The following is a 23,094-nucleotide window of genomic DNA, read 5'->3' as shown; positions in this document are numbered from 1 at the left end:
TGTCTGTTTCGTATTTTTGTAGGACTTCATGTAATTACAACAGATGAAAAAGATACAAATGGTAGACCTAGGTGGTCAATACCAAGAAATTAAAGATCAAGTAAATACTTCTATAACTCAAATTTTAGAAACGTCGGCATTTATAAACGGACCAGAGGTTCATGCTTTTCAGAAGGAGCTAGAAGACTATCTTCAGGTCAAGCATGTTATACCATGTGCCAATGGTACCGATGCTTTGCAAATAGCTATGATGGGTTTAGGTTTGAAACCTGGTGATGAGGTTATTACAGCAGATTTTACTTTTGCTGCAACAGTAGAGGTTATTGCATTGTTACAACTTACTCCGGTTTTGGTAGATGTCTATCCAGATACGTTCAACATTGATATAGAAGCTATAGAAAAAGCAATAACACCAAAAACTAAGGCTATAGTTCCTGTTCATTTATTCGGTCAATGTGCCAATATGGATGCTATTCTTGAGTTGGCAAAAAAACATGATTTGTTCGTTATTGAAGATAATGCTCAGGCAATTGGAGCTAAATATCTCTCAAAAGATGGCACAAAGCATATGGCTGGTAGTATGGGTAATGTAGGTGCAACATCTTTTTTTCCTTCTAAAAATTTAGGGTGTTATGGAGATGGTGGGGCAATTTTCACCAATGATGATGAACTGGCACATACCTTAAGAGGTATTGTTAATCATGGTATGTACGAGCGTTACCACCATGATGTAGTTGGTGTTAATTCTAGATTAGATTCTATACAAGCTGCAGTGTTGAGAGCTAAATTACCTAGGCTAGATGGTTATTGCAATGCAAGAAGAAATGCCGCTCGTGCGTATTCAAAAGCCTTTGAGGGTCAGGAAAATATAATTACTCCCGTAACCGTAAATAATTGTGAGGGTATTTGCGATGTGTGCGATTGTCATGTTTTTCATCAATATACTTTGAGAATTACAAATGGTAAAAGAGATGAGCTAGCACAATTTCTGGCTGAAAATAAAGTTCCTTTTGGTGTCTACTACCCAATTCCGCTACATAAGCAGAAAGCTTATCAAGATGATCGATATAAGGAAGAAGATTTTCCTGTAACCAATCAATTGGTAACAGAAGTATTGTCTTTACCGATGCATACAGAATTAGATGAAGAACAGATTAACTACATAACTGAGTTAATTATCGGATTTGTAAACGGGTAGTGGTGTAGTTTTTTAAATTTGATAACGTTCAAACAGCATTATAAATGAAAGTATTAGTAACAGGCGGATTAGGTTTTATCGGTTCTCACACAGTAGTAGAGCTTCAAAACAAAGGCTTTGAAGTGGTCATTATTGATGATTGCTCTAACTCTGATGAAAATGTACTTGATGGTATTAAGGCTATCACAGGTAAAAAGCCGCTTTATGAAAAGTTAGATTTAAAAGAAAAGCATAAAGTTGAAGACTTTTTTCAACGATATCAAGATGTTACTGGCGTTATCCATTTTGCTGCCTCTAAAGCAGTAGGCGAAAGTGTTGAGAAACCATTGTTGTATTATGAAAACAATATTGGTACGTTAGTTTACATATTAAAAGAACTTTGTAAAAAGAATAAGGCTAGTTTTATTTTTAGCTCTTCTTGTACAGTTTATGGTCAGGCAGATAAAATGCCGATTACAGAAGACGCACCGGTTAAGGTTGCAGAATCGCCATATGGTAATACTAAGCAAATGGGCGAAGAAATAATTGCAGATACTTGTAAAGTTACTCCAAGTTTAAATGCAATTGCATTACGTTATTTTAATCCAATGGGAGCACACCCAAGTGGAGAAATAGGGGAGTTGCCAAAAGGAGTGCCTCAGAATTTGGTGCCTTTTATTACGCAAACTGGTATTGGATTAAGGGATCAGTTATCCGTTTTTGGAGATGATTACCCTACACCAGATGGTACATGTATAAGAGATTATATCTATGTAGTGGATTTGGCTAAAGCGCATGTGGTTGCTTTAGAGCGTTTGTTGAACGGAAAAAACGAATCTAATTTTGAAGTTTTTAATGTAGGTACCGGAACTGGTAGCTCGGTATTAGAGGCGATAAAAAGTTTTGAAAAAGTATCTGGCAGAAAATTAAATTATAAAATAGTTGACAGAAGACCAGGTGATATTACCACTGCTTATGCAGATACCACTAAAGCTAATAAGGTATTGGGTTGGAAAGCGGAGTATACTTTAGAAGAGGCCATGAATTATGCATGGATTTGGGAACAGAAAATACGTGACTGATTTTTTCAGGTGTAACCATATAAATAAGGGGAAATATAGCTATATTTCCCCTTATTTAATTTAAAGACCACCTCTTATGAAAAAATCATTATTTCTTCTCATGCTTCTGTCTTTTACAATAGCTACAGCCCAAGACACATACCTTCAGTGCGGTAAAATCGTAGATGTTGAATCGGGTAAAGTATTGTCTGAGAAAACAATTGTTATTTCGGGTAATAAGATTACAGAAATCAAAAATGGTTATGTAATTGGTGGTGATCAAGATCAGGTGGTGGATTTAAAGTCAAAGACCATTTTACCGGGTTTCATAGATATGCATGTGCACATTGAAAGTGAGTCTAGTCCGTCAAGATATTTAGAGGCTTTTACCATGAATGAAGCTGATGTCGCCTTTGAATCCACGGTTTATGCGAAAAGAACATTGATGGCCGGGTTTACAACCGTACGTGATTTAGGTGGGTCGGGAGTAAATATTGCCTTGAAGAATGCAATTAATAAGGGTACTGTTGTTGGTCCACGTATTTTTACGGCAGGTAAAGCACTTGCTACTACAGGTGGTCATGCAGATCCAACTAACGGTAGAAGTAATGAATTAATGGGTGATCCGGGACCAAAAGAAGGTGTAGTCAATTCACCTGCAGATGGTAGAAAAGCGGTTCGCCAACGTTATAAAGATGGTGCGGATGTCATTAAGATCACTGCAACCGGTGGTGTTTTAAGTGTCGCTAAAAATGGTCAGAACCCTCAGTTTACTATTGAAGAAATAAAAGCAATTACAGAAACGGCTAAAGATTACGGTATGCTTACAGCAGCGCATGCGCATGGTGATGAAGGTATGCAAAGAGCTATTTTAGGAGGAATTAAAACTATTGAGCATGGTACATTGATGTCAGAGGAAACAATGGAATTAATGATGAAGCATGATACGTATATGGTGCCAACCATTTCTGCAGGACAAGAAGCGGCTAGGTTGGCAAAAATACCAAACTACTTACCACCTGTTGTAGCTAAGAAAGCTTTGGAGATTGGTCCTAAATTGAATGCAACATTCGCAAAAGCTTATAAAAAGGGGGTGAGTATCGCTTTTGGTACCGATTCTGGAGTGTCGCCTCATGGAGATAATGCTAAAGAATTTATCTACATGAACAAAGCAGGTATGCCTATCATAGAAGCGTTACGTTCAGCTACGATTACAAATGCAATGCTTTTAGGCGAGAAAGAATTAGGACAAATCAAAGAAGGTTATATAGCCGATATCGTTGCAGTAAATGAAAACCCGTTAGATAATGTAGAAACATTAACAGATGTTGTTTTTGTTATGAAAGATGGTGTTGTATATAAGCAATGATTTTGGATTATTTTCTATTTGATGAAATAAGGTATATAGGTGCGAAATGAAGTTAAATGTTGATAATAGCGAGCAATTAATGCAGGTTGCTATTGGTGATTCTCTTTTTGATAAATTGAAGCATCAGGTGGAGAAGGATTTTGTTCTTGCCAATATACCTCTGCAAATTCCTGAAAAATTAGATCATGCTGAATTTATAGCGCTTATTCGTGAGAAGGTGTATTACTTAATGATGGAGCATTTTGCTGAATATTTAAACTTAATGTACATCATAGATATTCAGGAAAGTGCATTTCAGAATATTGAAATCACCGATACTGTTGATGTTGCAGATCAGGTCACATTATTGATTTTAAAGCGGGAGTATAAAAAGGTATGGTATCGTAATCGATATCAATAATGTTACTTCATACCTTTATATAAATACCTTTTTTGTCCATAATATAACCAACAAGCCAGCAGGTAAACATTATCCATAAGGCAAATAACAACGAGCCAAAATAATCACCAGCGGTGGCTATAAAAATGTTATCTGCTATCCAGTTATAAGCATTTGTGCCATTCATGGATATTGCGGCCAAGCTGATAATGAACAGTTCAGATAATAGGTAAATGAATAGTGTATTTCTGCCAAATACTTCAAAAAAATAAGTCCATTTGCCAGGTTTGGACATATCCATTAGATATATTAAAACGGCTATGATGAATATGTCTATTCCACTAGTAAGTAATACAAAAGAGCTAGACCAAAGCTTTTTGTTGAACGGTAATATTAAATCCCATGCAAATCCTGCTACAACAAGAAGACCTGCAACCATTATAAGTTTTGCAATGGTTTCGTAATTCTGACCGCTCTTTTGAATGAATTTTCCGGTAAAATATCCTGCAATAACATTTACTATAGCTGGTAGGGTGCTTAACAATCCCTCAGGGTCAAAAGCTACGCCACCGTTACCATGATACATATGGTCTGCGCCAATTAAGAATTTGTCAAGTTTTAAAACGGCATTGCCCATTAAAGAGAGGTCTCCAAAAACTACCAATATAACATGATAACATATTAATGCTAGGGCACTGAAAATTAGTACGGATTTTGTTTTAAAATAATGGAGTAGGATAGAAGCGAATAAATAGCATAGTGCAATTCGTTGTAATACTCCAAATATTCGGGTTTCTGCAATCGGTTTTAAACCACCATCTTCAAAAAATGGGAACCAATACATGAGAAATCCTAATAAAAATAGTATAGAAAAGCGTTTTAGAACCTTTTTGAAAAATGTACTTCTTCCTTCGCCTTCGTATTTTTTCATACTAAAACTCATCGCATTACCTACCACGAACAAAAATGTAGGAAAAACAAGATCGGTAAGTGTAAATCCGTTCCAAATGGCGTGTTTCAAAATTCCAAAACTCGTATCACCATTTCCGGGGGAGTTCACTATAATCATAAGCGCAACATCCATCCCCCTAAAAACATCCAATGAAAGATATCGGTTCTTAAATGTATTCATGTTGGTTGGTTTGGTCTTATGAAAGATAACGATTAATTAAAAATAAACACGTACAAATGGCATTAGGGCATTGCCGTAAATGCTTTTGTTGTCGTCATATAGTAAGTCGTACCGTATGCCAAATGTTATATTTCTGTTGCTGTATCCTGCGCCAATAAAAAATGCCGGTAGCCAATAGTTGTCTTCTATATCTATAGTCTGTGTGGCAATAGTTCTATTTATGCGTAATTGTTCAAATTCTGCAGATAGCTGTAATTGTGCGAATGGGTTGTATAGTGATAGAACACTGCCGCCATAAGCCAATAATTTATCATTGTCAAACTTGGCGTAATTGAAACTTAAGCTAGCGCCAGATGCAAATTGATCGTTAAATTGATAAATAGCACTTGGTGCAATTGATCCGTTAAATCCGTTATTTGTAAAACTTAAGCCAATACTTCCACCAAATCTTACGTTATTCCAGAAATCAGCATTGTTTTTTGGAGTTTGAGCAAGGGCTAAAGTGATATTTAGCATTGCGAGTCCAGTGAAAATTAATTTTTTTAAGTTCATATGACGATTTTGTTTTAAAGTTTCGTTTTTTTCAATAATACATGGCATTCTATCGTTAGATATTGTAAATGTTGTATTTTTGTTAGAAATTTATTCTAAAGATACAGAAAGTAATTCATGGATAAATATTCCTTTTTAAATACCGTTCATACCTCTTTTTTTTCAGAGTTATACGATAAGTACTTAGTAAATCCAGATAGTGTAGAGCCAAGTTGGAGAGCCTTTTTTCAAGGATTCGATTTTGGAATGGAGAGCTCTTTAGATGAGCTGGAAATCGATGAAAATCGTACTACAGTTGTAGTTAATGGCCATTCTAGTGAAATGCCAGAATCTCTTCAAAAAGAGTTTCAGGTAATTCGATTGATAGATGGTTACAGAAGCAGAGGTCATCTGTTTACTAAAACGAACCCCGTACGTGAGCGAAGACATTACGAGCCGACTTTAGATATTGAAAATTTCGGATTAGCTTCGTCTGATCTCAATACTGTTTTTAATGCAGGTGACGTAATTGGTATAGGTCCAAATTCCTTAAAAGAGATCATCAGGCATTTACAAAGTATCTATTGCGATGCTATTGGTGTTGAGTATATGTATATACGAAAGCCAGAGCGCGTTAAATGGATCCAAGATTGGATAAATGTTAATGACAATCATCCGAATTTTGAGCCAGACCGTAAAAAGCATATTCTTAAGAAGCTTAATCATGCTATTTCTTTCGAAACTTTTTTGCACACCAAGTATGTAGGGCAAAAGAGATTTTCTTTAGAGGGAAATGAATCGTTGATACCTGCCTTAGATGTAATTGTAGAACGCGCCGCTGAAATGGGTGTGAAGCAATTTGTTATGGGTATGGCACACCGTGGTAGATTAAATGTACTTACCAATATATTTGGCAAATCTGCTAAAGATATCTTTAGTGAGTTTGACGGTAAAGATTACGAACAAGAGATTTTTGATGGAGACGTTAAATATCACTTAGGTTGGACGTCTGACAGAAAATCTGATAACGGAAATAAAATTAAGATGAGTATTGCTCCTAATCCATCTCACTTAGAGACGGTAGGTGCAGTTGTTGAAGGTATTGCTAGAGCAAAACAAGATGCTGATTATCAAGATGATATTTCTAAGGTTTTGCCTATTGTAGTTCATGGAGATGCTGCAATAGCAGGTCAAGGTTTGGTCTATGAAGTAGTTCAGATGGCAGGTCTTGATGGATATAAGACAGGTGGTACCATACATATAGTTGTAAACAATCAAATTGGGTTTACTACGAATTACCTAGATGCAAGAACATCTACCTATTGTACCGATGTTGCTAAGGTGACACTGAGTCCGGTATTACATGTTAATGCAGATGATGCAGAGGCGGTAGTACACGCATCTCTTTTTGCATTAGAATATAGAATGCGCTTTAAAGGTGATGTATTTATAGATTTGTTAGGATATAGAAAATACGGGCATAATGAAGGTGATGAGCCAAGATTTACACAGCCTAAATTATATAAAGCAATATCTAAACATAAGAATCCAAGAGATATCTATGCGGAAAGACTGATTCAAGAAGGCGTTATTGATGGCACTTATGTAAAGCAGTTAGAAAAGCAGTATAAAGATTCTCTAGAAGAAAAATTAGAAGATTCGCGTAAAGAAGATAAAACTGTAATTACACCGTTCATGGCAGATGAATGGAAAGGTTTTGAAAATGTGCGTGAGTGGGAAATGATGGATGCGGTGAACACTAAATTCACTAAAACCAAATTGAATAAAATTGCCAAAGTAATAACGGCTTTACCAGAAGGTAAGAAGTTTTTACGTAAAGTGGAGAAATTGGTTAAAGATAGATACAATATGTATTTTGAAGCCGATAATCTTGACTGGGCCATGGGGGAACTTTTAGCATACGGTTCTTTATTAGAAGAAGGTTATGCGGTTCGTATGTCTGGACAAGATGTAGAACGTGGTACCTTTTCTCACCGTCATGCGGTAATGAAAGTTGAAGAAAGTGAAGAAGAGGTTATTTTATTGAATCACCTTTCTGAAAAGCAAGCTAAATTTCAAATTTACAATTCACTATTGTCAGAATATGGTGTGGTAGGTTTTGACTATGGTTACGCCATGGCTAGCCCTAATACACTAACTATTTGGGAAGCACAATTTGGAGATTTCAGTAATGGAGCCCAAATTATGATCGATCAATATATTTCTGCGGCAGAAGATAAGTGGAAGCTTCAAAACGGTTTGGTAATGTTATTGCCACACGGTTATGAGGGGCAAGGTGCTGAGCACTCTTCTGCTAGAATGGAGCGTTATTTACAATTGTGTGCTAAGGATAATATGTATATAGCAGATGTGACTACACCAGCGCAGATGTTCCATATTCTTCGTAGACAAATGAAGGCTAACTTTAGAAAGCCATTAATCATATTTACGCCTAAAAGTTTGTTGAGACATCCAAGAGCGGTATCTAAAATTGCTGATTTAACCGGTGGTGGTTTTCAAGAAGTAATAGATGATGAAACTGCAGATGCTAAAAAAGTAAAAAGTTTAGTATTCTGTACAGGTAAGTTCTATTATGATTTGCTTGCTGCTAAAGAAGAGGGCAATAGAGATGACGTTGCTTTGGTAAGGGTAGAACAGTTGTTCCCTATACCAGAAAAACAAATGAATGCTGCTATTGCCAAATACAAAAATGCCGATGATCTTGTGTGGGCTCAAGAAGAACCTAGAAACATGGGGGCATGGAGTCACCTATTGACGCATTTTGATGGAGCTCGAAATTTTAGAGTGGCATCTAGACGTTTTTATGCGGCACCTGCAGCAGGTAGTTCTGTGCGTTCAAAAGCACGTCACCAACAAGTTATAGATTACGTCTTTGACAAGACAAAGGACAATATGTCCAAACCTAAAAAATAATATAACATATCAAATTATAGAAAGAATGATTCTAGAAATGAAAGTCCCTTCGCCGGGAGAGTCTATCACAGAGGTAGAGATAGCGGAATGGTTAGTTGAAGATGGGGATTATGTAGAAAAAGATCAAGCAATTGCAGAAGTAGATTCAGATAAGGCTACTTTAGAGTTACCAGCAGAAGTAAGTGGTACAATTACATTGAAAGCAGAAGAAGGTGATGCTGTTGCCGTTGGTGCTGTCGTGTGTTTAATAGATACAAGTGCAGCTAAACCAGAAGGTGCTGCAGATGCATCTAGTGCACCAAAGGAAGAGAAAAAAGAAGCGCCAAAAACTGAAAAAGCTCCTCAGCCAGCTAAAGCTAAGGAAACTTATGCTTCGGGTGTGCCTTCACCGGCTGCAAAGAAAATACTTGACGAAAAAGGAGTGGATAGTACATCTGTTTCCGGTTCAGGTCGTGATGGAAGAATTACTAAAGAAGATGCTGTAAATGCAGTTCCTTCAATGGGTACACCTACAGGTGGTAACCGTGGTGAGACGCGATCTAAACTTTCTATGTTAAGAAGAAAAGTTGCCGAGAGATTGGTTTCTGCAAAGAACGAAACAGCTATGCTGACCACTTTCAACGAAGTGGATATGAGTGCTATTTTTGAACTTAGAAAAAAGTATAAAGAAGATTTTAAAAGTAAACATGGTGTGGGGTTAGGGTTTATGTCCTTCTTCACAAAGGCTGTGGTTAGAGCTTTGGAAATGTATCCTGCCGTTAATTCTATGATTGATGGTAAAGAGATGGTTTCTTATGATTTTTGTGATATTAGTATAGCGGTGTCAGGACCAAAAGGATTAATGGTTCCTGTAATAAGAAATGCTGAAAACTTAACATTTAGAGGTGTTGAGGCAGAAGTAAAAAGGTTGGCATTAAGAGCACGTGATGGAGCAATTACCGTTGATGAAATGACGGGTGGTACATTTACTATTACTAATGGTGGTGTATTTGGTTCTATGTTGTCTACGCCAATTATCAACCCGCCACAAAGTGCTATTTTAGGTATGCATAATATTGTAGAGAGACCAATCGCTAGAGATGGGGCTATTGCAATTGCTCCTATAATGTATGTTGCGGTTTCTTATGACCACAGAATTATTGACGGCAAAGAATCTGTAGGTTTCTTAGTTGCAATTAAGGAAGCCTTAGAAAATCCAGAAGAATTATTGATGGATAATAATGTAAAGAAAGCTTTAGAAATGTAAATATTCTAAAGTTCGTAATATATAGAAAAAGCGTTGAGGTAAACTCAGCGCTTTTTCTTTTTTAGATAAATACACTTTTTGTTGTAGTCTATAATTGCTTTAGACTTTTTTAGAATGTCGGCTCCAATAATTCCATCAACAGGTTCTGCATTGTGGGCAGTCAATGCTTCGTTAACGTGTTTAAGGTCGAAAAGTACGATCTCTAGTTTTTTATACTTCCAAGAGTTGATGTCAATTGTATTCTCTTTAGCAACTAAGGTTTCCATATTAGTGGCGCCTGCTCCTGCAGCTTTAATTATAGATTCTTCAGAAATCAATTTAAAATGTTCCATACGATCCATTCCAATACAGGTGTTGGATGCTCCGGTATCTAAAATAAACCGCCCTTCAACAGCGTTTATTTCTGCATTAATTTCAAAATGATCTGTAGCGGTCAAAACTAAGGGTATGCGTACGTAATTTTTATCCTTCAAAAAGTTTTTGAGGGTAGTCATAATTCATTTTTTTCAAAGATAAGCCTATTTTTGCGGCATGATAATAACAGATACGCATACACATTTATATAGCGAAGCTTTTGATGAAGATAGAAATGAAGCCGTGCAGAAAGCAATTGATTTAGGAGTGAATCGATTTTTTATTCCTGCTATAGATTCTACCTATACAGATAGTATGTTGGCTTTAGAGAAAGAATTTCCGGATCATATGTTCTTAATGGCAGGTTTGCATCCTACGCATGTGAAAGAAAATTTTGAGCAAGAGTTGTCGCATGTAGAAGAAATGTTGGGTAAACATACTTACTATGCAATAGGTGAAATTGGAATAGACTTATATTGGGAAAAGAAGTATTTGAAAGAACAGCAAATAGCTTTTAGAAAGCAAATACAGATAGCCAAAAAGCATAAATTGCCTATAGTTATACATTGTCGTGATGCCTTTGATGAGGTGTTTGAGATATTAGAAGAGGAAAAAGGTGATGATTTGTGGGGTATATTTCATTGTTTTACGGGAACATATGAGCATGCGGAAAAGGCTATATCATATAATATGAAGTTGGGTATTGGTGGAGTAGTTACTTTTAAAAATGGTAAAATAGATACTTTTTTAAATAAAATAGATTTAAAACATATTGTACTTGAAACTGATTCGCCTTACTTAGCGCCTACACCTTATAGAGGTCAAAGAAATGAAAGTGCCTACATTATTAATGTACTTGAGAAATTGGCGGGTATTCATGGTGTTCCGAATGAAGAGGTAGCTTTATTGACAACAGGGAACTCTAAGGATGTTTTTGGTATTTAGTAATTTAAATAAAGAATGGTTTTGGGTGTAGATAAAAGAAATATATTATTGATTTATACGGGAGGTACTATAGGTATGATGAAAGATTATACCTCTGGAGCCTTAAAAGCCTTTGACTTTTCGCAGTTGCTGAAGAATATACCTGAGCTTAATCAATTGGATTGTATCATATCTAGTTTTTCATTTGATCATCCAATAGATTCATCTAATATGAACCCTGCTCATTGGGTGGCTATTGCAGATATTATTTCAAAAAAATATCAAGAATATGATGGTTTTGTGGTGCTTCATGGTAGTGATACTATGAGCTACACGGCATCCGCACTGAGTTTTTTGCTAGAGAATCTTTCAAAACCTGTGATATTGACAGGGTCTCAATTGCCTATTGGTGATTTGAGAACCGATGCTAAAGAGAATTTAATAACTGCTATACAAATTGCTGCTTTATATAAAAAGGGTAAGCCTGTGATACAGGAAGTCGGACTTTATTTTGAGTATAAATTGTATCGTGGTAATAGAACTACGAAGATAAATGCAGAACAATTTCAGGCTTTTGCGTCTTTAAATTATCCTCATTTAATTGAATCTGGTGTGCATTTGACCGTTTTTAATGAATATTTATTGCCTCAAAAAAAGAAATTAACCTTAAAATCTCATAGAAATATGGATGATAATGTGGCGATTTTAAAAATTTTTCCGGGAATTAACAAAAATGTTATTGATGCAATTTTACAAGCCGAAAAGTTAAAAGCACTTGTTTTGGAGACGTACGGTTCTGGAAATGCGCCTATGGAAGAATGGTTTTTAGAGAAATTAAATAAGGCAATAAATAAAGGTATTCATATAATTAATGTTACGCAGTGTTCTGGTGGTGCAGTAATGATGGGGCATTATGAAACTAGTTCTAGGCTAAAAAAAATGCAAGTGATTAATGGTAAGGATATTACAACTGAGGCTGCCATTACAAAGGCAATGTACTTACTTGGTAGTGGTATATCTAATGAGTTGTTTAAAACTGTTTTTGAAACTTCTTTGCGTGGAGAGATGTTATAAATTTAACAGTGCTTTAATTTCTTAAACCAATATTTTTTTTGTTATTTGCCCACCCTTGAAAAAGGTGTCTTAGAGAGGTGGCCGAGTGGTCGAAGGCGCACGCCTGGAAAGTGTGTATACCCCAAAAGGGTATCGAGGGTTCGAATCCCTTCCTCTCTGCAAGTAAATTTTACTTTTTTTATATTGTTTTTTTTTTATCTTTAACCCTATTAACTAACTAATTTAAGTTTGAAAAAATGAAAAAATTATTCCCAAGCCTAGCAGTCGCTGGGGCATTTGTAGCAGGTACAAATATTGTAAGTGCAAAAGTAGCAGCAGTAGCTTTGCTAGTTCAAGAAGGAGGAGCTGAAACTGAAAGAGGTTTTACTCAACTATTAAAAGAAATGTTTATTACAGGTGGTGCCGGTTTCATGGGTATCGTTCTTTTATGTTTGATTCTTGGTTTGGCGGTTGCTATTGAAAGAATTATTTATTTGAACATGGCTAGTACAAATTCTGCCAAGTTGAAACAACAAGTTGAAGACGCATTGGCATCTGGTGGTGTTGAGGCTGCAAAAGAGGTTTGTAGAAATACAAAAGGACCTGTTGCATCTATCTACTACCAAGGTTTAGATAGAGCTGGTGAGAGTATTGAGTCTGCTGAAAAAGCTGTTGTTGCTTATGGTGGTGTTCAAATGGGTCAATTAGAGAAGAACGTTTCTTGGTTGTCTTTATTTATCGCAATTGCACCAATGCTTGGTTTCATGGGTACGGTAATCGGTATGATCGCAGCCTTCCAAAAGATTGCAGCTGTTGGTAACTTAAGTGCATCTCTTATTGCAGGTGATATTCAGGTAGCATTATTAACAACGGTATTCGGTCTTATTACGGCAATTATCCTTCAAATTTTCTATAACTACATTATTGCTAAAATTGATAGCATCGTTAATGATATGGAAGACTCTTCGATTACTTTAATCGATATGTTGGTTGATCACAAAAAATAAGTATCACTTTTAATACCTAAAAATTATGCAAAAAATTATTAAAATAGCATTAATTGCTATAGGTGTATTAAGTGCTATACTATGGTATTTATTACCAAGTTCAGATATGCCGGCAGCTGAAGCTGCTTCAAGTGGAGCTTTGAACACAATGTTTATTATTACATACCTTTTATTAGGAATAGCTGTTGTAGTAAGTTTAGTGTTTACTTTAAAAAACTTGTTTTCAAACCCACAAGGTCTTAAAAAGACTTTGTTTGTTGTAGGTGGTTTTTTATTAGTAGTTGGAGTTTCTTATGTATTAGCTAGCGGAACGGATGTAGATCCTGAGTTTGCTGCTATGTCAGATGAAGGTACTATAAAGAATATAGGAATGGGATTGAATGTATTTTTCATCCTTACTATAATCGCTGTATTATCTTTGATTATACCAGCTGTTAAAAACATGTTTAGTAAATAATAAAATTAGAAAACTATGGCTAGAAGAGCAGGAGCACCAGAAGTTAGTGCGGGTTCAATGGCAGACATAGCTTTCCTTTTACTTATCTTTTTCTTGGTAACGACTACTATTGAAACTGATGCAGGATTGGATCGTATGTTGCCGCCAATGGAGCCACCTACGGAAGCACCACCAATTATTAAACAGAAGAACATATTTACGGTAAATATTAACCGAAATGGTCAATTGTTGGTGGAAGATGAGATTCTTTCAATAGATAAATTGCGTGAAAAAGCAGTAGCATTTTTAGATAACGGTGGAGCGCCATCAGGAAGTCCTGATTATTGTAGCTACTGTAAAGGAAAACGTAATGCTGAATCTTCGGATAATCCGACAAAAGCAATTATCTCTTTGAAGAATGATCGTGAAACTAAGTATAGTACTTATATAACAGTTCAGAATGAGTTGGTAGGTGCATACAACGATCTTAGAAATAGAGAAGCTAAACGTTTATTCGGCAAAGATTATGTTGAAATGGAAGCTGAGTATTTAAATCCTGAAACTGAAGATTCTGTTAAAGAAGAATTGAAGGAAAAGGTACAGAGAATACAAGGTTTGTTTCCTCAAAAATTATCTGAAGCTGAAACTTCAAGCGAATAATTAATAAATAAAAAGTAACACTATGTCAAAATTTGCAAAGAAAAAAGATGGAGAGGTACCAGCGGTATCAACAGCTTCCCTTCCTGACATTGTATTTATGCTTTTGTTTTTCTTTATGACGGTTACCGTTATGAAAGATAGTTCCTTGAAAGTTGAAAACGTACTTCCGAACGCTAGTGAAGTAAAAAAATTGGAAAAGAAAGATCGTGTAATCTATATTTATGTTGGTAAGCCAACAAAAGAATACGAGAAGACATTTGGTAATGAACCAAAGATTCAATTAAACGATAAATTTGCTAGTCCTTCAGAAGTAGGTGATTATATTTTAATGGAAAGAGCTAAAAAGCCTCAGGAAATTCAAAATGTATTGACCACGGCACTTAAGGTTGATAAGAACGCTAATATGGGATTGATTTCCGATATTAAACAAGAGTTAAGAAAGGTTAACGCTTTAAAGGTAAATTATACTACCTATGAAGGTGACGCTTTCAATAATCTACAATAGTTAGTTAAGTAGAATATTACATTTTTAAAACGCTTCAAATTTATTTGAAGCGTTTTTTATTTCATTAAATTTACTTCATGCGCTTTGTCCTATTATTTTGTTTGGTCACACTTTATTCCCATGCTCAGTTAGTAACTGATAGTGTAGAGGATGAACGTTATTTTGAAGATCAGTTTTATATAGGATTATCCTACAATTTTATTTTAAATCATCCTGAGGGTTCTAATCAACGTAACTTATCTTATGGTCTACAAGCAGGTATAATTAAAGATTTGCCTTTAAATCGTTCAGGAACTAAGGCTATAGGTATAGGAGCAGGCTTGGCATTGAACAGTTATTACTCAAATCTTGTGGCAGATATTTCCGATGAAGGGATATCTTATAGTATTAACGACGATATTACCAGGAGTAAGCTCGAAACGCACTTATTAGAGTTTCCTTTAGAGTTTAGATGGCGGAATTCTACAGCAGAGGAATATAAGTTTTGGCGTATATATGGTGGTATTAAGGCTGCATATGTGCTAGGTGCTCGATCAAAGTATGATTTAGATGATATTAGTGAGGGTTTCAAGAATAACGATCTGACAAAATTTCAATACGGATTGACTTTAAGTTTTGGGTATAATACCTTTAATGTAAATGCTTATTATTCTTTAACCGAATTGTTTGATGGTAATGCTTCTGTAAATGGAGAGGTATTGCAGTATCGTCCACTTAGAATCGGACTTATTTTTTATATTCTATAACCAAAATCTTACGGTTAACAATTGTGATAATAGCCCTATAAACAGACCAACTATCACTTCAATATTTGTGTGTGCTCTTAGATAAAGTCTGGCGGTTATAATACTTCCCGTAAATAAAATAAATAAACTTATTGCTATTATTAAGTTGATTTCAAAGTGTATGCTTAGATTGATCAAATACATTAAAAGACCACTTACGCCAACAGTATGTAAACTGGTCTTAAAATTAAAAAGCAGTAATAAGATACAGGCAACAGTGGCTCCTAATAAACCCGTAAAATAAAAGTATAACTCACTCACGTAATTGTTTGGAATGACCTTGTAGAGTATTAAAAGAAGAATTGAGGCATGAATATAAAGGGGGTATTTTCTTTCTTGTATAGTGTTTAGGGATACTGATTGGACTAGACCCAAATTTTTCAATATTAAAAATGTAATTATGGGTATAATAACTGTCAATATAAAAATAGGTAGAATGCTAGCACTCTGTATTTCTAATGGTGTGTATTTTGGAGTTATAAGGAAATAGGCAACAGTACCACCTATGGGAATGAAAAGGGGGTGTAATATGTATGAGATTAAGTTAGAGAAAACCTTCATTAGATTTCTTTTCTCATGCGTGCTACCGGAATACTTAGTTGTTCTCTATATTTAGCAACCGTTCTTCTAGCAATAGGATATCCTTTTTCCTTTAGAATTGCTGCAAGTTTGTCATCTGTTAATGGCTTTTTCTTAGGCTCATTTTGGATAACTGTTTCTAAAATTTTCTTTATCTCTTTAGTAGAAACATCTTCACCTTGTTCATTTTTCATTGACTCGGAAAAGTACTCTTTAATAAGTTTAGTCCCATAAGGGGTGTCAACATATTTGCTATTTGCTACCCTTGAAACGGTAGAAACATCCATGCCGATTTCATCTGCAATATCTTTTAAGATCATGGGTCTTAAATTACGTTCATCTCCTGTTAGGAAATACTCTTTTTGATATTGCATGATTGAGTTCATGGTAATGAACAATGTCTGCTGACGTTGTCTAATAGCGTCTATAAACCATTTAGCAGCGTCTAATTTCTGCTTAATGAACATAACCGTGTCTTTCTGGGATTTAGACTTCTCCTTGGCTTCTTTATAGCCTTTAAGCATATTGCTATACTCTTTAGATACATGTAATTCTGGTGCATTTCTACCATTGAGGGTAAGTTCTAATTCACCTTCTGTAATTCTAATTGCAAAATCAGGTACAACGTGCTCTACAATTCTGTTGTTTCCAGAATAGGAACCACCTGGTTTAGGATTTAATTTTTCAATTTCTCCGATTGCCTCTTTTAGCTCAGCTTCGGTTATATTATGTTTTTGAATTAATTTTTGATAATGTTTTTTGGTAAAGTGCTCAAATGATTTTCTGAGAATATCCGTAGCAAGCTCAATACTTGGTGTAATTTCTTTACGTTCCAGTTGTATGATCAAACATTCTTCTAAGGACCTTGCGCCAACACCTGGTGGGTCTAGCTCTTGAACTATGCCCAGTATTTTAGTTATGGTTTCTTCGTCTGTGTATACATTTTGCGTAAAAGCCAAATCATCCATAATGTCGGCTATTGGTCTACGTATGTATCCACTTTCATCTACACTACCTACTAAGAACTCGGCAATGTTCCATTCATCATCTGTTAGATAAACGGTATTTAACTGATTTAATAAATGTTGGTTGAATGAAATACCTGCAGCATAAGGAACACTTTTTTCCTCATCGTCAGAGCTATAGTTATTTGCTTTGGTACGATAATCAGGAATTTCATCATCACTTAGATAATCGTCTATATTGATATCTTCTGTATTGATGGTTTCATTGTCCGATGCATCATCATAAACATCATCATAATCATCGGTAGTGCTTTCAACATCTTCTTTACCGGTTTCTAAAGCAGGATTCTCCTCTAATTCTTGTTTTAGGCGTTGTTCAAAAGCCTGCGTAGGCAATTGAATGAGCTTCATCAATTGAATTTGCTGGGGAGATAACTTTTGGGAAAGTTTAAAAGATAAATGTTGTTTTAGCATTACTTTATTCTAGTACTTGTAAAAGTAATTAAATCCGCTTAGAATTCAGCATTCTGCGGTGTTCTAGGAAACGGTATTACATCTCTAATATTGCCCATACCTGTTGCAAAAAGAACTAATCGTTCAAAACCAAGTCCAAATCCACTATGCTCTGCAGTTCCAAATTTTCTCAAATCTAAATACCACCAAAGTTCTTTTTCGTCAATACCTAGTTCTTTAACCTTTTCCTTTAATACATCTAAACGCTCTTCTCTTTGAGATCCACCAACTATTTCACCAATACCAGGGAAAAGAATATCCATGGCTCTAACAGTCTTTCCGTCTTCGTTTAAACGCATGTAAAAAGCTTTGATTTTTGCAGGATAATCAAACAATATTACAGGACATTTAAAATGTTTTTCTACTAAATAACGTTCATGTTCACTTTGTAGATCGGCACCCCATTCTTCTATTATATATGAGAATTTTTTCTTTTTATTGGGCTTGCAATTTTTTAGAATATCTATAGCTTCAGTGTAACTAACTCTTTTGAAGTTGTTATCTGCCACGAACTTTAATTTTTCAATTAAAGGCATTTCACTACGCTGAGCTTGCGGCTTGCTTTTTTCTTCGTCTAACAATCTCTTTTCTAAGAACTCTAAATCTTCTTGACAATGTTCTAAAGTATAAGAAATAACATTCTTAATAAAGTCCTCCGCCAAGTCCATATTAGCATCTAAATCAAAGAAAGCCATTTCTGGTTCTATCATCCAAAATTCTGCTAAATGCCTAGATGTATTAGAATTTTCAGCTCTAAATGTTGGTCCAAATGTATATACTTTTCCTAAAGCCATAGCGTAAGCTTCAGCTTCTAGTTGACCAGATACCGTTAAGTTAGTTTCTTTTCCAAAAAAGTCTTCTTTGTAATTAACATCTCCGTCTTCAGTTAACGGTGGATTTTTTTCATCAAGTGTGGTTACTCTGAACATTTCACCTGCACCTTCTGCATCTGATCCCGTAATAATAGGCGCATGAAAATAGTTGAAACCATTTTCTCTAAAGTAGTTGTGTATAGCAAAAGATAAGGTAGATCTAACACGCATAATTGCTGCAAATGTGTTAGTACGTATTCTTAAATGTGCTTTTTCTCTAAGAAATTCTAAGGAGTGTTTTTTAGGTTGAATAGGATATTCTTCTGGATCTGCTATACCCAATACTTCTAAAGCGCTAACCTGAATCTCTACAGATTGTCCGCGACCTTGACTTTCAACAAGCGTTCCCGTTACTTTTAATGCAGCACCAGTATTTACTTTTTTTAATAGCTCTTCGTCAAAATTTTCAAAATCAACAACACACTGAATGGTGCCCAAGGTAGAGCCATCGTTCAATGCTATAAATCTATTACTTCTAAAGGTTCTTACCCAACCTTTAATTGTTACTTCTTGTAGTAAGTTCTTACTTGCTAGTAATTCTTTTATTGTTGCTAAACGCATGATCTTGAATTGAAAATTATAGTCCCAAAGATAGGATTTTGTTAAAAAATAGAGAGCTTAAATAGCTATATAACTTGTGATGAAATAATTTTATTGGTTATTATTTTCATCTTGTGGTAAAATATCTATTTGTGGTTTTTTAAGTGTTTGTTTGTTAGCGATACTTTTTTCCAGTGACAAGAGTAGTGATGGCAATAAAATTAAGTTGGCCAACATGGCTAATAACAATGTTGCTGAAACTAACGAGCCTAGTGCTACGGTGCCACCGAAATTAGATATTACAAAAACTGAGAAACCGAAAAATAATACAATTGAGGTGTAGAACATACTAACCCCTGTTTCCCTTAATGCATTATAAACCGATTTTTCTATGCGCCAATTGTTAGCCGTGAGTTCTTGTCTATACTTTGCGAGAAAGTGTATGGTGTCATCTACCGATATACCAAAGGCAATACTAAATACCAAAATGGTAGATGGTTTTATTGGAACGCCAACAAAGCCCATAATACCAGCGGTTATTACCAGTGGCAATAAGTTTGGAATCAATGAAATAACGATCATTCTAAATGATCTAAACAAGTAGGCCATAAATAAGGCAATTAACCCAATTGCTAAAGCAAGTGACATGATAAGGTTTTTTACCAAGTACTTAGTTCCTTTTAAGAACAATAATGCACTACCCGTCATGTAAACATTATATCGCTCAGCTGGGAATATTTTTGTAATATTCTCTAATAAACGCTCTTCTATTTCCTCCATACGGCTGGTATTAACATCGCGCATGAAAGTCGTCATTCTGGCTGTTTGTCCCGTGCTGTCTACAAAGGCTTTTAATAAATCGCCATTATCACCAGATTTACGGGCAACATCCATAATGAACGTATTTTCTTGACTGGTAGGTAATTGATAATATTTTGGAATACCATTATAGAAAGCCTGTTTAGAATACTTTACCAAATTCACGACAGAAACAGGTGTAGAGAGTTCTGGAATTTCTTCAATAACTTCCCCAAGTTGGTTCATGCGCTTAAGGGTAACAGGTTTTAAAACGCCTTTAGGCGTTTTAGTGTCTACTACTATTTCTACAGGCATAATACCTTTGAACTCTTTTTCAAAAAAACGAATGTCATGAAAGAATTCAGCATTTTTGGGCATGTCTTCAATAGGGCTTCCTGATATTCTTATTTGATAAATTCCTATAATACTTATTACCAATAACGATATAGAAACTATATACACCGTAATTCTTCTATGTCTTACAATGCGTTCCATCCACTGAACAAAGGCATCAATCCATTTTTTATTTAAATGTTTTAAATGCTTTGTTTTTGGAAGCGGCATAAAACTATAAATAATCGGGATGATCAATAGCGATAAAACAAATATGCCTATGATATTAATAGAGGCAACTATACCGAATTCTTTTAATAAGGTACTGTCTGTTACAATGAAAGTAGCAAAGCCTGATGCGGTCGTAATGTTGGTCATCAAAGTAGCATTTCCAATCTTAGAAATAACTCGTTGTAGTGACAATGCTTGGTTACCGTGTTTCTTGACTTCTTGCTGGTATTTATTTATCAAAAAGATACAATTAGGTATACCTATAACAATAATTAATGGTGGAATAAGTGCGGTAAGAACGGTTATTTCATATTGCAACAATCCAAGTAAACCAAAAGCCCACATTACACCAATAATCACCACACACATAGAAATGAACGTAGCTCTGATACTTCTAAAGAAAAAGAAGAAAATTAACGAGGTAACACCAAGTGCCGCCAAAATAAATTTACCAATTTCATCAATGATATTTTGGGAGTTCATTGTTCTCACATAGGGCATACCTGATATGTGAACGTCCAAATTGGTCTCTTCTTCAAATTTTTTGACTAAAGTGTTTATGTCCTGTAAAATGAAGTCTTTTCTAACCGAGGTATTTACAATATCCTTATCTAGATTAACAATGGTTCTTATTGTCTTGCTGTCCTTATTGTACAGTAGGTTGTCGTAAAATGGTATATCATTAAAAAGATGATTGGTAATGCTATCTATTTCTTTTTTAGATTTTAGTTCGCCATTTATTAAAGGGCGCATTACAAATTCTTGCTTCTCTTTGTCTTTTATAAGCTCCTTTAAATTGTCTGTTGAAACAACAAATTCTACCTCAGGGAAAGCGGCAAGTTGTTTGCTAAGTTTGTTCCAACGGTTAAAATTGGCTGGTGTAAACAAGGCACTATCGCGTATGGCGAAAACAACCGCATTACCCTCTTCTCCAAATTTGCTTAGAAAATCTTGATATTGAACATTTACGGGGTGATCATCTGGCAGTAGATTCGTTTGCGAGCTAGAGAATCGCATGTATTGCCATTGCCAACCCATAAAAACGGTAAAACCGGCAATCAAGAGTAAAATCAGGATTCTGTTTCGTAGAATTATGTTTGCCGTTTTAGGCCAAAATCCTTTCGTAAGTTTAGCTACCATAACTGTTTTTGCAGGTCGCAAAGGTAACTATTAGCTACATCTGTTCCTAAATTGAAAAGTTTAAATTTTTTACAAAAAAAATAAAGCTACCTAGTTTAGGTAGCTTTAAATGATAATTATAAATTTCTTGGTTATACTTTCATAATCTCAGCTTCTTTCTTAACTAAGAAGTCTTCGATTTTCTTTGTGAAAGCATCAGTTAAATCTTGAACATCCGCAGTGGCATTTTTTTGAAAATCTTCAGAAATATCTAAATCCTTAATTTCTTTGTTTGCATCTTGCCTTGCGCTTCGTACACCTACTTTTGCATGTTCGGCTTCTGCCTTGGCTTGCTTGGTAAGTTGTATTCTTCGTTCTTCTGTTAATGGCGGAACGTTGATGATAATCATGTCGCCATTGTTCATAGGGTTAAAACCTAGGTTGGCGTTCATAATTGCTTTTTCAATTTCTTGAAGCATATTCTTTTCCCATGGTTGAACAGAAATGGTTCTACCATCTGGGGTGTTTACATTGGCTACCTGAGCTAACGGAGTTTGTGATCCGTAATAATCAACCATTACCGATGATAACATTGTTGGGCTGGCTTTCCCAGCTCTTATCTTCAAAAATTCTCTTTCTAGGTGAGCTATGGCGGCATTCATGCCTTCCTTTGTAGCGTCTAATATAAATTGTACTTCTTCGTTCATATAATAATTATATTACTATCGCAATAACATAAACTATACCGAAAATTAAAGGTTGACCGTTGTACCAATAGTTTGGCCGTCAACAATTTTAAGTAAGTTTCCTTTTTTGTTCATATCAAAAACTACAATTGGTAGTTCATTCTCTTGACTTAGTGTAAAGGCTGTAGTATCCATCACCTTTAGTCCTTTTGTAAGTACCTCTGAAAAAGAGATGTTATCAAATTTCGTCGCACTTTTATCCTTTTCTGGATCGGCAGTGTAAATACCATCTACACGGGTTCCCTTTAAAATTACATCGGCTTCTATTTCAATAGCCCTTAGTACAGCTGCAGAATCCGTGGTAAAATATGGGTTACCTGTTCCTCCGCCAAAGATAACAACTCTTCCTTTTTCTAAATGCCTCATGGCACGTCTTCTAATGAAAGGCTCGGCAACTTCATTGATTTTAATGGCACTTTGTAATCTGGTTTGTATACCGTTCATTTCTAATGCACTTTGTAATGCTAAGCCATTGATTACGGTTGCCAACATTCCCATGTGATCACCTTGTACTCTGTCCATTCCTGTTGCGGCACCTGCTAAGCCACGAAAAATATTACCGCCACCAATAACTATGGCAACTTCAATACCTTTTTCAACTACTTCTTTAATTTCTTCCGCATATTCATTTAGACGATTAGAGTCTATTCCGTATTGCTTTTCGCCCATTAAGGCTTCACCGCTTAGTTTTAGAAGAATTCTTTTGTAGTGCATCTTAATTTTTTATTTGCCATCAAAAATAATGAAAATATTTGATGGGTGTAGTCAATATTTGGTTGAAGCAAAACATAAATCGTTGAGATGTTGTCTTTACATATTATCTATCTTTGATATCATTGATTTTA

Annotated in this window: 21 protein-coding genes and 1 tRNA gene; 14 read left to right on the top strand and 8 right to left on the bottom strand. The window is 35.3% G+C overall.

Features of this window, described 5'->3' with window-relative positions:
- The first annotated feature begins 43 nt into the window (after positions 1 to 43).
- The 4 genes from SJY30_RS11180 to SJY30_RS11165 all read left to right on the top strand — a co-directional run bounded on the left by SJY30_RS11180 (position 44) and on the right by SJY30_RS11165 (position 4,007).
- Positions 44 to 1,198, top strand: a complete 1,155-nt coding sequence (locus SJY30_RS11180) for a DegT/DnrJ/EryC1/StrS family aminotransferase (RefSeq protein WP_396632263.1) — start codon at positions 44 to 46, stop codon at positions 1,196 to 1,198.
- Positions 1,199 to 1,242: 44 nt separating this feature from the next.
- Positions 1,243 to 2,259 carry a UDP-glucose 4-epimerase GalE gene (gene galE, locus SJY30_RS11175; protein WP_396632262.1) on the top strand — a complete coding sequence of 339 codons (1,017 nt, stop codon included), beginning with the start codon at positions 1,243 to 1,245 and terminating at the stop codon, positions 2,257 to 2,259.
- Between the two features lie 76 nt (positions 2,260 to 2,335).
- Positions 2,336 to 3,607 (top strand): amidohydrolase family protein, encoded by a 1,272-nt coding sequence (locus SJY30_RS11170; RefSeq protein WP_396632261.1) that lies wholly within the window; start codon positions 2,336 to 2,338, stop codon positions 3,605 to 3,607.
- A 46-nt stretch (positions 3,608 to 3,653) separates the two neighbouring features.
- Positions 3,654 to 4,007, top strand: coding sequence for a hypothetical protein (locus SJY30_RS11165; RefSeq protein WP_396632260.1), 354 nt, complete (start codon positions 3,654 to 3,656; stop codon positions 4,005 to 4,007).
- A 7-nt stretch (positions 4,008 to 4,014) separates the two neighbouring features.
- Here the strand turns inward: SJY30_RS11165 and SJY30_RS11160 are convergent, their stop codons facing one another.
- Both SJY30_RS11160 and SJY30_RS11155 read right to left on the bottom strand, forming a co-directional pair.
- Complete coding sequence (locus SJY30_RS11160) at positions 4,015 to 5,118, bottom strand: acyltransferase family protein (RefSeq protein ID WP_396632259.1); 1,104 nt, start codon at positions 5,116 to 5,118, stop codon at positions 4,015 to 4,017.
- Between the two features lie 36 nt (positions 5,119 to 5,154).
- On the bottom strand, positions 5,155 to 5,670 hold the full coding sequence (locus SJY30_RS11155; RefSeq protein WP_396632258.1) for an alpha-ketoglutarate decarboxylase: 516 nt from the start codon (positions 5,668 to 5,670) through the stop codon (positions 5,155 to 5,157).
- A 117-nt stretch (positions 5,671 to 5,787) separates the two neighbouring features.
- On the opposite strand from SJY30_RS11155, the gene SJY30_RS11150 reads away from it, so the two are divergent.
- Together SJY30_RS11150 and odhB are read left to right on the top strand one after the other, a co-directional pair.
- Entirely contained in the window at positions 5,788 to 8,583 is a 2,796-nt protein-coding gene (locus SJY30_RS11150; protein ID WP_396632257.1) for a 2-oxoglutarate dehydrogenase E1 component, read from the top strand.
- Between the two features lie 25 nt (positions 8,584 to 8,608).
- Entirely contained in the window at positions 8,609 to 9,829 is a 1,221-nt protein-coding gene (odhB, locus tag SJY30_RS11145) for a 2-oxoglutarate dehydrogenase complex dihydrolipoyllysine-residue succinyltransferase (RefSeq protein ID WP_396632256.1), read from the top strand.
- Between the two features lie 44 nt (positions 9,830 to 9,873).
- Here the strand turns inward: odhB and SJY30_RS11140 are convergent, their stop codons facing one another.
- Positions 9,874 to 10,323: a retropepsin-like aspartic protease gene (locus SJY30_RS11140; RefSeq protein WP_396632255.1), complete on the bottom strand. Its 450-nt coding sequence runs from the start codon at positions 10,321 to 10,323 to the stop codon at positions 9,874 to 9,876.
- A gap of 37 nt (positions 10,324 to 10,360) precedes the next feature.
- On the opposite strand from SJY30_RS11140, the gene SJY30_RS11135 reads away from it, so the two are divergent.
- From SJY30_RS11135 to SJY30_RS11100, 8 genes are all read left to right on the top strand, one after another.
- A complete protein-coding gene (locus SJY30_RS11135; protein ID WP_396632254.1) occupies positions 10,361 to 11,128 on the top strand; it encodes a TatD family hydrolase in 768 nt (255 codons plus the stop codon).
- Positions 11,129 to 11,149: 21 nt separating this feature from the next.
- Positions 11,150 to 12,181, top strand: coding sequence for an asparaginase (locus tag SJY30_RS11130; RefSeq protein WP_396632253.1), 1,032 nt, complete (start codon positions 11,150 to 11,152; stop codon positions 12,179 to 12,181).
- Positions 12,182 to 12,252: 71 nt separating this feature from the next.
- Positions 12,253 to 12,340 (top strand) — tRNA-Ser (locus SJY30_RS11125).
- Between the two features lie 77 nt (positions 12,341 to 12,417).
- Entirely contained in the window at positions 12,418 to 13,167 is a 750-nt protein-coding gene (locus tag SJY30_RS11120) for a MotA/TolQ/ExbB proton channel family protein (RefSeq protein WP_396632252.1), read from the top strand.
- A gap of 25 nt (positions 13,168 to 13,192) precedes the next feature.
- A complete protein-coding gene (locus tag SJY30_RS11115) occupies positions 13,193 to 13,624 on the top strand; it encodes a hypothetical protein (RefSeq protein WP_348353261.1) in 432 nt (143 codons plus the stop codon).
- Between the two features lie 15 nt (positions 13,625 to 13,639).
- Positions 13,640 to 14,263, top strand: coding sequence for an ExbD/TolR family protein (locus tag SJY30_RS11110; protein ID WP_396632251.1), 624 nt, complete (start codon positions 13,640 to 13,642; stop codon positions 14,261 to 14,263).
- A gap of 22 nt (positions 14,264 to 14,285) precedes the next feature.
- Positions 14,286 to 14,768 (top strand): ExbD/TolR family protein, encoded by a 483-nt coding sequence (locus tag SJY30_RS11105; protein ID WP_396632250.1) that lies wholly within the window; start codon positions 14,286 to 14,288, stop codon positions 14,766 to 14,768.
- Positions 14,769 to 14,845: 77 nt separating this feature from the next.
- Entirely contained in the window at positions 14,846 to 15,514 is a 669-nt protein-coding gene (locus SJY30_RS11100) for a porin family protein (RefSeq protein ID WP_396632249.1), read from the top strand.
- Positions 15,515 to 16,113: 599 nt separating this feature from the next.
- Here the strand turns inward: SJY30_RS11100 and rpoN are convergent.
- The 5 genes from rpoN to pyrH all read right to left on the bottom strand — a co-directional run bounded on the left by rpoN (position 16,114) and on the right by pyrH (position 22,963).
- Positions 16,114 to 17,571: an RNA polymerase factor sigma-54 gene (rpoN, locus tag SJY30_RS11095; RefSeq protein ID WP_396632248.1), complete on the bottom strand. Its 1,458-nt coding sequence runs from the start codon at positions 17,569 to 17,571 to the stop codon at positions 16,114 to 16,116.
- 38 nt (positions 17,572 to 17,609) lie between these two features.
- Complete coding sequence (asnS, locus tag SJY30_RS11090; RefSeq protein WP_396632247.1) at positions 17,610 to 19,043, bottom strand: asparagine--tRNA ligase; 1,434 nt, start codon at positions 19,041 to 19,043, stop codon at positions 17,610 to 17,612.
- 90 nt (positions 19,044 to 19,133) lie between these two features.
- Positions 19,134 to 21,524, bottom strand: a complete 2,391-nt coding sequence (locus SJY30_RS11085; RefSeq protein WP_396632246.1) for an RND family transporter — start codon at positions 21,522 to 21,524, stop codon at positions 19,134 to 19,136.
- Between the two features lie 131 nt (positions 21,525 to 21,655).
- Complete coding sequence (gene frr, locus SJY30_RS11080) at positions 21,656 to 22,210, bottom strand: ribosome recycling factor (protein WP_036151827.1); 555 nt, start codon at positions 22,208 to 22,210, stop codon at positions 21,656 to 21,658.
- Between the two features lie 45 nt (positions 22,211 to 22,255).
- Positions 22,256 to 22,963, bottom strand: a complete 708-nt coding sequence (gene pyrH, locus SJY30_RS11075) for a UMP kinase (RefSeq protein WP_036151830.1) — start codon at positions 22,961 to 22,963, stop codon at positions 22,256 to 22,258.
- Between the last annotated feature and the right edge of the window lie 131 nt (positions 22,964 to 23,094).

Origin of the sequence: Maribacter sp. R86514, from assembly GCF_044597005.1 — a bacterium.
In the GTDB taxonomy this organism is placed as follows: domain Bacteria; phylum Bacteroidota; class Bacteroidia; order Flavobacteriales; family Flavobacteriaceae; genus Maribacter.
The sequence above is the reverse complement of the archived record's forward strand: the minus strand, read 5'-3'. Positions and strand labels throughout refer to the sequence as shown.